General features: G+C 74.3%; 13 protein-coding genes. 9 read left to right on the plus strand and 4 right to left on the minus strand.

The window, feature by feature from the left end:
• The 6 genes from ACZ5NW_RS35145 to ACZ5NW_RS35170 are packed head-to-tail and all read left to right on the plus strand — an operon-like array spanning position 1 to position 6,768.
• A complete protein-coding gene (locus ACZ5NW_RS35145; RefSeq protein WP_468748084.1) occupies positions 1 to 1,383 on the plus strand; it encodes an O-antigen ligase family protein in 1,383 nt (460 codons plus the stop codon).
• The gene (locus tag ACZ5NW_RS35150; protein ID WP_468748085.1) at positions 1,380 to 3,074 is read left to right on the plus strand and encodes a lipid II flippase MurJ; all 1,695 of its coding nucleotides are present in this window, start codon (positions 1,380 to 1,382) and stop codon (positions 3,072 to 3,074) included. The genes ACZ5NW_RS35145 and ACZ5NW_RS35150 overlap by 4 nt, the downstream gene beginning before the upstream one ends.
• Positions 3,058 to 3,822, plus strand: coding sequence for a polysaccharide deacetylase family protein (locus ACZ5NW_RS35155; RefSeq protein WP_468748086.1), 765 nt, complete (start codon positions 3,058 to 3,060; stop codon positions 3,820 to 3,822). The genes ACZ5NW_RS35150 and ACZ5NW_RS35155 overlap by 17 nt, the downstream gene beginning before the upstream one ends.
• Positions 3,819 to 4,988: a glycosyltransferase gene (locus ACZ5NW_RS35160; protein ID WP_468748087.1), complete on the plus strand. Its 1,170-nt coding sequence runs from the start codon at positions 3,819 to 3,821 to the stop codon at positions 4,986 to 4,988. The genes ACZ5NW_RS35155 and ACZ5NW_RS35160 overlap by 4 nt, the downstream gene beginning before the upstream one ends.
• A complete protein-coding gene (locus ACZ5NW_RS35165; protein WP_468748088.1) occupies positions 4,985 to 5,644 on the plus strand; it encodes a YveK family protein in 660 nt (219 codons plus the stop codon). Before ACZ5NW_RS35160 ends, ACZ5NW_RS35165 begins: the two co-directional genes overlap by 4 nt.
• On the plus strand, positions 5,641 to 6,768 hold the full coding sequence (locus ACZ5NW_RS35170; RefSeq protein WP_468748089.1) for a GNAT family N-acetyltransferase: 1,128 nt from the start codon (positions 5,641 to 5,643) through the stop codon (positions 6,766 to 6,768). Before ACZ5NW_RS35165 ends, ACZ5NW_RS35170 begins: the two co-directional genes overlap by 4 nt.
• Positions 6,769 to 6,827: 59 nt before the next feature.
• On the opposite strand, the gene ACZ5NW_RS35175 is transcribed toward ACZ5NW_RS35170, so the two are convergent.
• Positions 6,828 to 8,147 (minus strand): glycoside hydrolase family 26 protein, encoded by a 1,320-nt coding sequence (locus ACZ5NW_RS35175; RefSeq protein WP_468748090.1) that lies wholly within the window; start codon positions 8,145 to 8,147, stop codon positions 6,828 to 6,830.
• A 161-nt stretch (positions 8,148 to 8,308) separates the two neighbouring features.
• Here ACZ5NW_RS35175 and ACZ5NW_RS35180 point away from each other — a divergent pair, with 161 nt between their 5' ends.
• Together ACZ5NW_RS35180 and ACZ5NW_RS35185 are read left to right on the plus strand one after the other, a co-directional pair.
• Positions 8,309 to 9,661 carry a carboxylate--amine ligase gene (locus ACZ5NW_RS35180; RefSeq protein ID WP_468748091.1) on the plus strand — a complete coding sequence of 451 codons (1,353 nt, stop codon included), beginning with the start codon at positions 8,309 to 8,311 and terminating at the stop codon, positions 9,659 to 9,661.
• The gene (locus ACZ5NW_RS35185; protein WP_468748138.1) at positions 9,658 to 10,932 is read left to right on the plus strand and encodes an FAD-dependent oxidoreductase; all 1,275 of its coding nucleotides are present in this window, start codon (positions 9,658 to 9,660) and stop codon (positions 10,930 to 10,932) included. The genes ACZ5NW_RS35180 and ACZ5NW_RS35185 overlap by 4 nt, the downstream gene beginning before the upstream one ends.
• A 62-nt stretch (positions 10,933 to 10,994) precedes the next feature.
• Here the strand turns inward: ACZ5NW_RS35185 and ACZ5NW_RS35190 are convergent, their stop codons facing one another.
• From ACZ5NW_RS35190 to ACZ5NW_RS35200, 3 genes are all read right to left on the minus strand, one after another.
• A complete protein-coding gene (locus ACZ5NW_RS35190; RefSeq protein ID WP_468748092.1) occupies positions 10,995 to 12,080 on the minus strand; it encodes a chaplin in 1,086 nt (361 codons plus the stop codon).
• A gap of 106 nt (positions 12,081 to 12,186) precedes the next feature.
• Positions 12,187 to 12,414: a chaplin gene (locus ACZ5NW_RS35195; RefSeq protein WP_468748093.1), complete on the minus strand. Its 228-nt coding sequence runs from the start codon at positions 12,412 to 12,414 to the stop codon at positions 12,187 to 12,189.
• A gap of 295 nt (positions 12,415 to 12,709) precedes the next feature.
• On the minus strand, positions 12,710 to 13,120 hold the full coding sequence (locus tag ACZ5NW_RS35200; RefSeq protein ID WP_468748094.1) for a rodlin: 411 nt from the start codon (positions 13,118 to 13,120) through the stop codon (positions 12,710 to 12,712).
• A 228-nt stretch (positions 13,121 to 13,348) separates the two neighbouring features.
• On the opposite strand from ACZ5NW_RS35200, the gene ACZ5NW_RS35205 reads away from it, so the two are divergent.
• Positions 13,349 to 13,759, plus strand: a complete 411-nt coding sequence (locus ACZ5NW_RS35205; RefSeq protein WP_468748095.1) for a rodlin — start codon at positions 13,349 to 13,351, stop codon at positions 13,757 to 13,759.
• Positions 13,760 to 13,863 lie beyond the last annotated feature (104 nt).

Genomic DNA, 13,863 nt, shown 5'->3' on the forward strand with positions numbered 1-13,863 from the left:
ATGTCCCTCGCCCTGCCCCTGCCCCGCGCCCGGACGCTGTCGCCGGTCCTGCCCGTGGCGGCCGTGATCGGTCTGCTCGCCCTGCCCGTCGGCCCCGGCGGCGAGGGCGGCGCGGGTCCGGCCGACGCCCTGTCGGCGCTGGTCGTCCTGTACTGCGCCGTACGGCTCCTACGGCGGCGTCGGCGCCCCCTGTCGCGCACGGCCGCCGTGATCCTGGGACTGCCGGTGACGGGGCTCGCGCTCGCCGCGATGGGCGCCGCCTCGCCGGGGGCCGGGATCACCGGCTTCGGCCGCTATCTGCAGATCTTCGTGCTGGTCCCGGCGGCCGTCCTGCTGCTGATCCGCGACCGGGGCGACTTCCGGCTGCTGGCCTGGTCGTTCGTGGGGCTCGCGGGCTGGCAGGGGGCGGTCGGCGTGCACCAGTACGTCACTGGCACCGGCGCCTCGTACCAGGGCGAGGAGATCCGCGCGGTCGGCACGTTCGGGCCGCAGGACGTGATGGGCATGGCGACGGTCGTGTCCTTCGGGATCGTCTGCGCGGTGGGTCTGGCCCTGGGGCCCGCGGGCCGGGCGGGGTCCGGGCGGCCGGCCGGGGGCGGGGCCGCGGTACGGCAGCGGCTGATCGCCGCCGTGTGCGCGGGCGCGCTGCTGCTGCCGCTCGCCCTGTCCTTCAGCCGGGGCGCCTGGATCGCGACCGCGGTGACCTGCTCGGCGCAGCTGGTGCTGGCCGGGCCGCGCAGGGCGCTGAAGGTGGGCGCGGTCGTCGCCGCGCTCGGTGTGATCCTGGTCGGCGGCCTCGGCGTCGGCACGACGATGCTCCAGGAGCGCATCAGCAGCATCGGCCAGGTCGCCGACGCCCCCGACCAGTCGGTCACCGACCGGTACACGATGTGGGCGGCCGCGACCGGCATGTGGCGCGAACAGCCGCTGACCGGCGTCGGGTTGAAGGGCTTCCCCGAGCACCGCGACAGCAGCGCCTCGCTCGCCCTGTCGTCCGGCAGCGACACCGAGGGCGCCGGCTCCGCGTACGTCAAGCAGCCGCTGCTGTCCCCGCACAACATGTATCTGCTGATCCTCAGCGAACAGGGCCTGATCGGACTGCTCGCCCTCGGGGGCAGCTGGCTGGCGCTGCTGGTGTGCGCGCTGCGCGGGCTGCTGGCGACGCACCGGGGGCGCCCGGGGCCGGAGTGCGCGCTGGTCGCCTGCGGGCTGATGATCTGGCAGCTCACCGACTTCATGTACGCCGACATCGGTGGCCCCTCGACCGTGCTGACCGCCGTCTGCTTCGGCCTCGCGGCCTGGTGGGCGCTGGTCGGCGCGGTCGCCCGGCCGGACGGCCGCACCGGCGTTCCGGGGGGCCGCGAGGAGGCCCCCGCGCGATGACGGTGACGCCCTCCCGGACGTCCAGGACGGACCGCGCCGCACCCGTGCCGTCCGGGGAGGCCACCGTATGGTCCGGGGAGACCCCCGGCGAACTCGCCGAACTCCCGCCCGCCTCCCGGAGGTTCCTCGCCCGGGCCGCTCTCGTCACCGCCGGGCTGTCGCTCGCCGGTGCCCTGCTCGGTCTGGTGCGCGACCAGGCGCTGGCCCGGCTGTTCGGGGCGGGCCGCGACACGGACGCCTTCCTCGTGGCGTGGACCGTCCCGGAGTTCGCGGCCACGCTGCTCATCGAGGACGGGCTGGCCTTCGCGCTGATCCCGGCGTTCAGCGTGGCGCTGGCCCGGCGCGCGCGGGGCGCCCCCGGTGATCCGGTGCGGGCGCTGGTCGCGGGCACGCTGCCCCGGCTGGCCCTCGCGTTCGTCGCGGTCGGCGCGCTGGTCGCCGCGCTCGCACCCCAGCTGGTGGAGGCCCTCGCCCCCGGCCTGCCCGACCAGGGCCTCGCCGTCGACTGCACCCGGCTCACCGCGACCTGCGTGGTGAGCTTCGGGCTCGCCGGGTACTGCAGCGCGGCCCTGCGCGCGCACCGGCGGTTCGTGGCACCGGCGGCGATCTACGTGGCGTACAACGTCGGCATCGTCACCGGGATGCTCGTCCTCGGCGGTTCCTGGGGGGTGCGCTCGGCGGCGGCCGGGGTCGCGGCGGGCGGCTGTCTGATGGTCGCGGTGCAGCTTCCCTCGCTGCTGCGGCAGTTGCGCAGGAGGACGGACGCCGGGGCGGAGGCGGTGGACGAGCAGCCGCGCCCGCTGGACGCCGCCGTCGTGGCGACCGTGCTGCTGTTCGCGCTGTGCCGGCAGTCGCAGGTCCTCATCGAGCGGTTCCTCGCCTCGCGGCTGCCCGAGGGCGCCATCTCGCACCTCAACTACGCCCAAAAGGTCGCCCAGATGCCGATGATGCTGTCGCTGATGCTGTGCACGGTCACCTTCCCGGTGGTGGCGCGGGCGCTGGCCGAGGGGGACGTCGAGCGGGCCCGTGGCCGGGTGGAGCGGGATCTGGCGCTGGCCACCTGCGTGGTGCTGCTCGGCACCGCCACCGTCGTCGCCTGCGCCCCGGCGATCGTCGAACTCCTCTTCCAGCGGGGCGCGTTCACCGCGCGGGACACGGCCGCCACGGCGGGCGTCATGCGGGTGTACGCGCTGGGGCTGCTGGGCCAGACGATGGTGGGCGTGCTGGCCCGCTCGTACTTCTCGGCGGGCCGCGCCACCTGGTACCCGGTCGGCGCGATGACCGTGGGGATCGTGGTGACGTCCTGGGTCGGCGCGCTCACCGTGGGGCCCTGGGGCGTGGGCGGGATCGCCGCCGCCAACGCGGCCGGGATCACCGTCACGGCCCTCGTCCTGCTCGTCGGGGCGAAGGCGCCGGGCCGGCACCGGCGGCCGCGGGCCGTTCCGATCCGGGTGCGCGGGGTGCTGCGCGAGCTGAGCCGGCCGGTGCGGGCTGCGGCGGTCGCCGCGGTCGCCGGGACGTTCGTCGCGTCCCGGGTGTCCGGGCCCGTGCCGTCGCTCGTCGCGGGCGCGCTCACCGTGACCGCCGTCTTCGTCCTGCTCGGCTGGGCGCTGGGCGCCCAGGGCATCGCCACCGCACTCACCTCCGCACGTTCCGCGACCCGAAGGCTCCCGCATGTCCGTGCCCGTTAAATCCATCGAGCCCCTGCCGGCCGGGCGGCGGCCCGGCCGCGTCCCGTGGGTGGCGATGTACCACTCGGTGGGCGACCGGGCCCACGACCCGTACCGCGTCACGGTCACCCCCGACCGCCTCGACGGCCAGCTGGCCTGGCTGCGCCGCCGGGGCCTGACGGGCGTCTCCGTGAGCGAGCTGATCGCCGCGCGCTCCCGGGGCGCGGGCGGTGAGCTGGTCGGGCTGACGTTCGACGACGGGTACGCCGACTTCCTCACCGGCGCCCTGCCGGTGCTGCGGCGCCACGGCTGCACGGCGACCCTGTTCGTGCTGCCGGGCCGGCTCGGCGGCGACAACGCCTGGGATCCGCTGGGCCCGCGCAAACGGCTGCTGACCGCCGACGGCATCCGCGCGGCCGCCGCCGAGGGCGTCGAGATCGGCTCGCACGGCCTCACCCACGTCGATCTGACACGGGCCGACGACCTCACCCTGACGGCGGAGACCGTCGAGAGCCGGGCCGCGCTGGAACGGCTCCTCGGGGCACCGGTGAACGGCTTCTGCTACCCGTACGGGGCCGTGGACCGACGGACCGTCGCCGCCGTGCGCGACGCCGGGTACGCGTACGCGTGCGCCATCGACCCCGGCCCGCTGACCGGCCCGCACGCCCTGCCCCGGCTGCACATCGGGCAGAACGACACCGCCGTACGCCTGTTCCTCAAGCACCGGCTGCACCCGCTGCGCCGCCGGCCCGTCGGGGGGACGCGATGAGGGCGCTGCACATCATCACCGGGCTCGGGGTGGGCGGCGCCGAGCAGCAACTGCGGCTGCTGCTGCGGCATCTGCCCGTCGAGTGCGACGTCGTGACGCTGACCAACCCGGGCGCGGTCGCCGACGGGCTGGCCGCGGACGGCGTGAAGGTCATCGACCTCGGCATGGCGGGCAACCGGGACCTGGCCGCGCTGCCCCGGCTGGTGCGGATCGTCCGCTCCGGCGGCTACGACCTCGTCCACACCCACCTCTACCGGGCCTGCCTGTACGGACGGCTGGCGGCGCGGCTCGCCGGCGTGCGGGCGATCGTCGCCACCGAACACTCCCTCGGCGACTCGCAGATGGAGGGACGCGGCCTGAGCCCCGGGGTCCGCGCGCTGTATCTCGCGGGCGAGCGGCTGGGCCGCGCCACGGTCGCCGTCTCCCCCACGGTCGCCGACCGGCTCACGCACTGGGGCGTTCCCGCGCCGCGCATCGAGGTGGTGCCCAACGGCATCGACCTGGCCCGCTTCCGCTTCGATCCGGTGCTGCGCCACCGCACCCGGCAGCGCCTCGGCCTGCCCGAGGGCGCCTACGTCGTCGGCGGCGTCGGGCGCCTCACCGCCGGCAAACGCTTCGACGTGCTGATCCACGCCCTGGCCCGCCTGCCCGCGGACTGCTGGCTGCTGCTGGTGGGCGGCGGCCCCGAGGAGAACGTGCTGCGGCGCACCGCCCACGAGGCCGGGGTCGCCGACCGCGTCCTGTTCACCGGCGAACGGCCCTACGTCCCCGACGGCTCCCCCGGCCCCGACCTGCCCTCCCTCACCTGCGCCATGGACCTTCTCGCCTCGCCGTCCGCCGAGGAGGCCTTCGGCCTGGCCGTGGTCGAGGGGCTCGCCGCCGGGCTGCCCGTGCTGTACGCCTCCTGCCCCGCGATCGAGGACCTCCCCGCGCACAGCGCGGCCGACGCCCGCCGTGTCACCGGCGGCCCCGACGCCTTCGTACCGGCGATCGCCGAGGCACGCGCGCGAGGACCGCGCCCGCGCACCGCGCCCGACGCCGCCCGCCACTACGACATCGCCCGCAGCGCGGCCCGCCTCATGGACGTGTACGCGGCCGTCGTCGCCCGTCAGCCCCTGTCGTCCGTCCCGTCGTCCCCCTCACCCCAGAAAGCCGGTTCCTCATGACCGAGAACACCGCCCGGCAGCACGGCCGGTCCGCCCGTCTGCGTCGCGCCAAGGCGCTCCCGCCCTGGTCCCTGCTCGCGGCCGGCGCGGTCGCCGGCGGACTGCTCGGCGGCGCGTACGGCGCGCTCAAGCCACCCGTGTACTCGGCCACGGCGTATGTGGTCGCCGTGCCCACCGAGAAGTCCGACCCGGCGACCGCGCTCGGCTTCGCCCAGGCGTACGGCCGGGTCGCCACGCAGCTCGCGGTGCTCGGGGACGCCCAGGTGTGGGCCGGGGTGCCGGTCGGGACGCTCCAGGAGAGCGTGCGCACGGCGACCTCGCCGGACGCGCCGATGGTCGCGATCACCGCCACCTCCGACCGCGCCGACCTGGCCGCCGACATGGCCAACGCGGTCTCGCGCTCGCTGACCAAGCACGCGCAGGCCGCGCGGACCGCCACCAACGTGGAGCTCCAGCAGTTCGCCCGCGCGGTCGAGCCGGCCGAGCCGTCGGGCGCGTCCCCGGCGGTGACCGGTCTGGTCGGCGCGAGCGCGGGCGGGCTGCTCGGCGCCCTGGTGCTGCTGGTCCGCCCGAAGCGGGAGCGCGAGCGGGAGACCGGCCGCCCGGCCGCCGTACCGGGTCCGGCTCCGGCGGCCGAGGTCCACGGGGCGCTGTGAAACCGGCATACACGACGGAAGTCCTCACCGACGAGCGCGCCTTCGCCGAACTCGCCCCGGAGTGGGGGCGGTTGTACGGGCGGTGCGCGGCGGCCACGCCGTTCCAGAGTCACGCCTGGCTGCACTCGTGGTGGCTGTCGTACGGGCGGCGCGGCCGGCTGCGGCTGCTGCTGGTGCGCGACGGGCGTGAGCTGCTGGCCGCCGCCCCGCTGACCGCCGTACGCCGCCCGCTGCCCGCGCTGGTGCCGCTCGGCGGGGCGATCTCCGACTACGGGGACGTCCTGGTCGACGACGAGCGCGGCGAGGAGGCCGTCGCCGCGCTCACCGAGGGCCTCGCGGCTGCCGCGCGCACCGCGCTGATCGACTTCCGCGAGGTGCGCCCGGGCAGCGCGGTCGAGCAGGTCTACGACCGCTGGCGCGGGCCCCGGCGCAAGGTCGGGGACTCGGTGTGCCTGGAGCTGCCCGCCGTACCGATGGCGGAGCTGATCGCCCGGCTGCCCTCGGCGAAGGCCCAGCGGGTGCGCGCCAAGCTGCGCAAACTGACCGCGCTGGGCGTGGAGCGCACCGTCGTACGGCCGGACGGCGTGGACGCGGCGCTGCGCCGGCTGCTGGAGCTGCACCGGCTCCAGTGGCAGGACCGGAAGGTGACGAACGAGCACCTTCAGTCCCGTTTCCATGAGCACCTGGTGCGCTCGGTGGGGCCGATGGTGCGCTCGGGTAACGCGGTGGTCACCGAGTTCCGGCTGGACGACGACGTGGTGGCCGTCGATCTCACCCTGCTGTCCCGGCGGCTGGCCGGCGGCTATCTCTACGGCGCCCACCCCCGGCTGCGGGAGCGCAAGGCGGACGTGGCGGTGATGCTGCTCGACGCCTGCGCCGAGCACACCGGCACGGGCGGGCACGGCACGCTGAGCCTGCTGCGCGGCGACGAGCCGTACAAGCACCACTGGCGGCCCGAACCGGTCGTCAACCAGCGGCTGCTGCTCGCCCGTCGGCGCACCGCCCCGCTGATGTCGGCGGCCCTGTGCGAGGTGGCCGCGCGGCGCCGGGGCAAGGAGCTGCTGCGCCGCCGGGAGGAGCGGCGGCAGCGGCAGCGAGGGAGCGACGGTGGCGGCAGGTCCTGACGGGGAGCCTGCCGCCACCGGCCGGCCCGGCAGTGGGGTGCGGGCCGGCGGTGTGGGCGCTAGCGGTTGCGCGACCACCAGTCGAGGCGGACGCACAGCTTGCCGCCGATCCAGTACTCGACCCAGTCACCGAGGTCCAGCGGCGAGCAGTTCGCCGGCGGCTCGGTCGGGGTGGGCTGCGGCGTGGGCGTGGGCGTCGGGGTCGGGGTCGGTTCGTCCGTGCGGCCGGACAGCACCGAGCGGTACACCTGGGACGCGCGCGGGTTCTGCCGGCACTGCCATACGCCGTGCGGGCAATAGTCCGTCAGGGTGTTGTAGAGCGGCTGGTGTTCGTCCATCCAGGCCAGCATGCGCCGCATGTATTCGGCGTTGTCACCGTTGCGGAACAGCCCCCATTCGGGATAGGAAATGGCTTTGCCGTGTTCCTTGGCGAAATCCACGTGTTTCTGCAGGCCGTACGGCTCTTTCACCTGCTCGTCGAACGTCAGTCCGCTCGGCTGGTCGTAGGAGTCCATTCCGACGATGTCGACCGTGTCGTCCCCCGGATAGCACTCCGTCCACGGAACGGCGTCCCGACCCCGGCTCGGCGAGAAATCGAACTTGAATTTCTGCCCCGGCACGGAACGCATGGTGGTGACGATCCTGTTCCAGTACGTCTTCCAGGCCTCCGGGTCCGGGCCGCACCGATGGGTGTACGTGATGCCGTTCATCTCCCAGCCGAGCACGATGACCGTGTCCGGCGCACCCACCTCGACCAGCCGCTCGGCGAGGGCCCTGAAGTGGTGATCGAACTGCCCGGCCGCGCCCTGCCGCAGCAGCGTCCGCACCTCGGCGTCGGAGACCCCGTCCTCGTTGCGCTCCAGCATGGGCACGTTGAGGACGAGCATCCGGTCGTCCTTCTCCTGGCGCCAGTCCGCCCAGATGTCGAGGAACCCCGGCGGGCCCTCGATGTTCGCCCACCGGTCGCCCGGCAGATAGGTGTGGCCGACGCGCAGCTCGGCGCCGTCGAGCCACTCGCTGAGCTCGGCGATCCGGGCCACGCCGCGCGCGCCGTAGTCGAGGTAGGCGCCGAAGGCGGGGACGGCCTTGGCGGGGGTGACCGGCGTGGGGTCGCCGGTCGGGGTGGCGGCCGGGCTCGGCGTCGCGTCCGGGGCGGCGGGCGTCGCCTCCGGGGTGGCCGGGGTGGCCTGCGGGGTGGCCGCCGGTTCGTCCGCCGCGGGGGCCGGGACGGACGGCGTGGGAGCGGGAGGATCGGCGACCCGCACCACCCCCGCGCCCGCGGCGAATCCAGAACCGGTCGCCAGAGCGACCGACGTGACGACCGCGGCCGCCACCACGGCCAGCCGCCGGGACCGGGCGCGTCGCTGCTGTGGGGCCATGCCTGCTCCTTTCTCCACTCTTCGTTCCGAGCAATTACTGACACTCAGTCACATGAAAGTCACACGAAAAGGAAGTACGCCACCGCCGCTACGGCTTTCGAGTGTTCCGCTCCTCCGCACCGGTGAATGGAACCGGTGAACCGAATCGAAGGAACAACCCCGTGACCCTGCTCGACACCCGCGTCCCCGCCGTGCTGCTGCGGATCGACCGGAATCCCTTTCACCACGGAACGCTGGGTGCCGTCCGGTCCCTCGGCAGAGCCGGAGTCGCGGTGGATCTGGTCGCCGATGTGACGGGAAGTCCGGTCGGCGCCAGCCGTTTCGTACGACGGCTGCACCCCCCGCCGCCACCCGGTGCCGGCGTCGCCGAGATCGCCGCCGTCCTGCTGCGGGTGGCCGCGCGGATCGAACGGCCCGCCGTGCTGATCCCGATGGACGACGCGGGCGCGGTCGCGGTGAACCGGCTGCGCGAGGAACTCTCGCCCGCGTATCTGCTGCCGCAGCAGCCGGGCGCGCTGCCCGAACGGGTCGCCGACAAGGCGGAACTGGCCGGCCTGTGCGCGGCGGCCGACGTGCCGCACCCGGTGACGGTCGTCCCGGACAGCGCCGCCCAGGCCGCCGCGGCCGCCTGGCGGCTGGGTCTGCCTGTGGTGGCGAAGTGGAGCCGGCCCTGGCTGCTGCCTCCGGGCGGCGGACTGCGCAGCACGCTGGTGGTGCGCTCGCCGCGGGAGGCGCGCGAGCTGTACGCGCGCACCGCGGAGGCGGGCAGCGGGCTGCTGCTCCAGGAGTTCCTGCCGGCGAGCGGCGACGGCGACTGGTTCTTCCACGGGTACGCCGACCGCTCGGGCGCGGTGCGCTGCGGCGGGGCCGGCCGCAAGCTGCTGGCCTGGCCGCGCGGGGCGGGGCTGACCGCGGTGGGCGAGTGGGCGCCGAACCCGGGGGTGCGGGCGCTGGCCGAGCGCCTCACCGGCGAGCTCGGCTTCCGGGGCATCTTCGACCTGGACTTCCGCCGCTGCGCCACGACCGGCCGCTATCACCTGCTCGACTTCAACCCGCGCCCCGGGGCGCAGTTCCGGCTGTTCACGGACGGGGCCGGGTTGGACGTCGTACGGGCGCAGCACCTGGATCTGACGCACCGTCCGCTGCCGGAGGGGGCGCCGCTGCCCGGGCGGACGTTCGTGGTGGAGAACTACGCGCCGCTGAGCGCGCTGCGCGCGTCGGCCGCCGCGCCGGCCGGCCGCGAGCTGGCCTGGCACGCCGGGGACGACACCGCGCCGGGCCGGGCGATGTGGGGGCTGTGGAGCCGCCATGTGGGCCGCCGCCTGCTGGACCGACTACGGCACGAGACCCCCACCGACCGGACGGCCGTCAGCCCGGCGCACTTGGAATCCGCGGGTGCGGGTCCGGCAGGTGGGGGCGAGCAGGTGCCTCGGGTGGTACGGCAGGGGGCGCCGCCCGCCGCCGTGGCGGGCCTGACCGAACCGACCGACGACGAGAGGGCGAGCAGTTGCTGACGTACGACCTGGTGGTGGTGGGCGCGGGCCCGTACGGCCTGTCCATCGCGTCCCACGCGGCGACCGCGGGGCTCGGCCTGCGCGTGTTCGGACGCCCCATGGCGTCCTGGCGCGACCACATGCCGCGCGGCATGTTCCTGAAGTCGGAACCATGGGCGTCGAACCTCTCCGACCCCGACGGGCGGTGGCGGCTGGAGGCGTACTGCGCCGGACGCGGGGTGACGGCCCGTCATGGGCGGCCCATCCCGCTGGAGACGTTCGCCGAGTACGGCCTGTGGTTCGCCCGCAACGCCGTCCCCGAGGTCGACGAGCGCACGGTCACGCGGATCGCGGCCCGTCCGGGCGGCTTCGAGGCGGTCACCGAGGACGGGGAGACCGTGCGGGCCCGTACGGTGGCGCTGGCCGTCGGCGTGACGCCGTTCCTGGAGATCCCGGCCGCCCTGCGCGGTCTGCCCGGCGAACTGGTCTCGCACAGCGTCCACCACGGCGACCTGGAGCGCTTCCGGGGGCGGGACGTCACGGTCGTCGGCGCCGGCCAGGCGGCCCTGGAGACGGCGGCACTGCTGGCCGAACAGGGCACCCGCGTCCGTGTACTGGCCCGCGCGGACCGCCTGCGCTGGAACGACGTACCGCCGCCCCTGGAGCGCCCCCTCCGACACCGGCTCCGCGCCCCGCACAGCGCCCTGGGCTGCGGCTGGCGGAACTGGTTCTACGCCGAGCGGCCCGACCTCTACCACCGGCTCCCCGAGCCGACCCGCGCCCGCGTCACCTCGACGGCGCTCGGCCCGGCGGGGGCGTGGTGGGTGCGGGAACGGGTGACGGACGCGGTGGAGGTCCTCCTGGGACACGAGGTGCGCGCGGCCCGGGCGACCGGGGACGGCGGTCTGAACCTGGAGGTGCGGACGGCCACGGGGACCGCCGCCCTCGACACCGACCATGTGATCGCCGCGACCGGCTTCCGCGCCACGGGCTCCCGGCTGGCGCTCCTCTCACCGGACCTGCGCGACACATTGGCGACGGCGGCGGACGGCTCCCCCCGTCTGGGCCGCACCTTCGAGTCGTCCTGCCCGGGCCTGTTCCTGGCCGGCCTGATCACCGCCACGGGCTTCGGCCCGGCGATGCGCTTCGTCCACGGCGCGACCTTCACGGCGGCCACCCTCGTACGAGGCGTACGGCAGCGGCTGCGCCAGGACGCGCCCGCCGCCCGGATCCCGTCCCCGGCGAACGGTCGGCGGGACGGCGATCGGCCGACCAGGGCGGCACGGGGCTGAACGTCCCCGGGAGCGGGAGCGGGGGTGGGTGCCGGGCGCGGGGCGTCCGGCACCCGGTGCGTTCAGCGACGGGGAGCGGTGCGGCGGCCTCGCCGGTACAGCACGGCGCCGCCGGCGATCAGGGCCGCGCTGAAGCCGGACGCGGCCAGCAGGCCCTCGCTGCCGGTGTGCGGCAGGGTGGGCGGGGTGTGACCGTGGCCGCCACCGCCGGACGGAGGGGGCGTCTCGCCGCCGCCACCGGGAGGAGGCGTCCACCCACCGCCACCACCGGGAGGCGTGGAGCCACCACCGCCACCGGGAGGCGTGGAACCGCCGCCACCACCGGGCGGGGTCGACCCACCGCCCCCGCCACTGGGAGGCGTCGATCCGCCACCGCCGCCGGGGGGCGGGGTCTCGTTGCAGTCCTCGCCCGGCGGGGTCTCGTGGCCGCCGCCGGGCGGGGTCCCGTAGTCACCGCCGCCGGGGGGCGTCCCGTAATCGCCGCCGCCGGGAGGTGTCCCGTAATCGCCGCCGGGGGGCGTCCCGTGGTCGTGGCCGCCCGGTGGGGTCCCGTGGCCACCGCCGCCCGGAGGAGTCCCGTAGTCGCCACCACCGGGCGGGGTCCCATAGTCACCGCCGCCGGGGGGTGTCCCGTGGTCGTGGCCGCCCGGAGGAGTCCCGTAGTCGTCACCGACCGGGGGTGTCCTGTGGTCGCCGCCGGCCGGGGGCGTCCTGTGGTCGCCGCCGCCCGGAGGGGTTCCGTGGTCGGTGCCGCCCGCCGGGGGCCAGGGGCCGTCCCAGCCGGGTGGGGCGCCGTGGCCGCCGGAGGGCGGGGTGCCGTGGTCGTCGCCGTAGCCGCTGTCCTCGCCGTAGCCGTGGTCGTCGTCCTCGCCGTAGGCCGTGTCGTGGCCGTGGTCGCGCTTCACCGTCCGGTGCGCGCAGGAGTTGCCGAACGCGGGGTTCAGGGCGCCGACCGGGTCGACCGTGTTGCCACAGGCGTTGACCGGGACGTCGACCGGCACCTCGACGTTGTTGCCGGACAGGACACCGGGCGATCCGCCCGTGGAGCCGTTCGTCTGCGTGTCGGCGACTGCCGGACTGCCGCACAGGGACAGAATGCTCGTCGCGGCTGCCGCCGCGACCATTCCCCTGCTCAGGGTCTGTCGCAATCTCGTTGTCTTCCTGCTTGAAGAAGTGGGAAAAGCCGGCCTTGGATCGCACACGAGTTGTCCAAGGCCGGCTCAGTCCAGCCCGACGGCTGGTGATGAAGCGTCGTCAGTCGTTGACGCAGACGTTGCCGATCGCGGGGTTCAGCGCCCCGATCAGGTTGACGGAGTTGCCGCAAATGTTGATCGGGATGTGGATCGGCACCTGGACGACGTTGCCGGACAGGACACCGGGGGACCCGATGGCCGCACCGTTGGCCCCGGCGTCGGCGAAGGCCGGGGCGGCTCCGCCCAGGGCCAGGATCAGGCCCGCGACGACAGCAGCGCTCTTCTTCATGAGTTTCCCTTCTCTGCGGTCATGCCTCGAATGACGGTCGGAAAACCGAGCGAGCACAGCCGGAACGGCTCGCACCATGACCTGCAGGCTGCAAACGAGAGATAGACGGCCGAAGAAACTCAGGAACACGCGACGCCCGGGAATTCACTCGAACGCCTTCATATAATCATCGAATCGCAGTAAGGGAAACGCTTCTCCAGACAGCACAGACGATATGACAGCGGGCCGGCGCAGAAAAACGCCCGGACGGCCGCATCGAGAGAGGCGGGCCGCCCGGGCGCCGACGCGACGAACGTCAGCCGTTGGAGACGCCGTTGCCCGACAGGGCCGAGATGTCGTCCAGGATGTGCGACAGCGGCTCGTCACCCTTGGCCTGGGTGGAGTTCTCCGCGCACTGCTGGTTCTGCGGGGCGGACAGGACCGGAATGTCCTGGACACCGACGTTGAGCAGCGCGAGGACGGACTGCACGTTGGCCTTGACCGGGATGCCGGCGCACAGCTTGTTCAGCGACCCCTGGACCAGGGTGGCCTGCGGGCTCATGTCGCCCTTGGTCACCGAGTTGCCGAACGCCGAGTGCGCACCGTTGCCGCTGGCGGAGGTGGTGCCGCTGTCGTCGCCGATGGCGAGCGCCTGGGGCGCGACCGACGCCGACACGCCGACGACGGAAGCGGCGACCGCCGCCACGGCCATGGCCTTCTTCAGCATTTCGCTATTCCTTTCCCTGTCCTGGTTCCGGACCAGGACCTTGTGCCTGCCCCCGAACCAACCGGTTCCATCGGTTTTGGTTGCGGCTCTTCACCCGATCGGTTTTCCAGCCGACCGGACGGCTCTCACGAATAGGCCATCGGAGTGAAGCGGAAGAACCGAAGAACGCCACGGGAGTTGAGCAGACCGCTCCGGTGGACGGGGTTTCTCACGAAGGGACATTCAGAAGTGATCAAGAAGGTACTGGCCACCGCCGCGGTCGCCGTCTCCGTCGTCGGCGCCTCCGCCGCCGCAGCAGCCCCGGCCCTCGCCATCGGCAACGACAGCGGCACGACGTCCGCCAGCGGCAACGGCGCCTCGCAGTCGTTCGGCAACTCGGCCACCTACGGCAACATGAGTCCCCAGATGGCGCTCATCCAGGGCTCCTTCAACAAGCCCTGCATCGGTCTGCCGGCGAAGGCCAACGTGCAGTCCGTTCTCGCGCTGCTCAACGTCGGCGTCCAGGACATCCCGATCCTGTCCGCCCCGCAGAACCAGCAGTGTGTCGAGAACTCCACCCAGGCCAAGGGCGACGAGCCGCTGTCGCACATCCTGGACGACATCTCGGTCCTCGCGGGCAACGGCGCGGGCAACCACTGATCCGCGCGCGGGCGAACGGGTTCATTCGCTGAGCCCTCGGGGCGGTTTTCGCCGCCCCTCCAGCGGGCCGCCGGTCTTCCGGCGGCCCGCTGTCCTACGTTCCG

This window comes from Streptomyces sp. NPDC032126, assembly GCF_055580085.1.

Excerpts from the sequence above, each read along its gene's own strand:
- ACZ5NW_RS35145 (WP_468748084.1), top strand. The coding sequence starts at position 1 with ATGTCCCTCGCCCTGCCCCTGCCCCGCGCCCGGACGCTGTCGCCGGTC.
- ACZ5NW_RS35150 (WP_468748085.1), top strand. The coding sequence starts at position 1,380 with ATGACGGTGACGCCCTCCCGGACGTCCAGGACGGACCGCGCCGCACCC.
- ACZ5NW_RS35155 (WP_468748086.1), top strand. The coding sequence starts at position 3,058 with ATGTCCGTGCCCGTTAAATCCATCGAGCCCCTGCCGGCCGGGCGGCGG.
- ACZ5NW_RS35160 (WP_468748087.1), top strand. The coding sequence starts at position 3,819 with ATGAGGGCGCTGCACATCATCACCGGGCTCGGGGTGGGCGGCGCCGAG.
- ACZ5NW_RS35165 (WP_468748088.1), top strand. The coding sequence starts at position 4,985 with ATGACCGAGAACACCGCCCGGCAGCACGGCCGGTCCGCCCGTCTGCGT.
- ACZ5NW_RS35175 (WP_468748090.1), bottom strand. The coding sequence starts at position 8,147 with ATGGCCCCACAGCAGCGACGCGCCCGGTCCCGGCGGCTGGCCGTGGTG.
- ACZ5NW_RS35195 (WP_468748093.1), bottom strand. The coding sequence starts at position 12,414 with ATGAAGAAGAGCGCTGCTGTCGTCGCGGGCCTGATCCTGGCCCTGGGC.
- ACZ5NW_RS35200 (WP_468748094.1), bottom strand. The coding sequence starts at position 13,120 with ATGCTGAAGAAGGCCATGGCCGTGGCGGCGGTCGCCGCTTCCGTCGTC.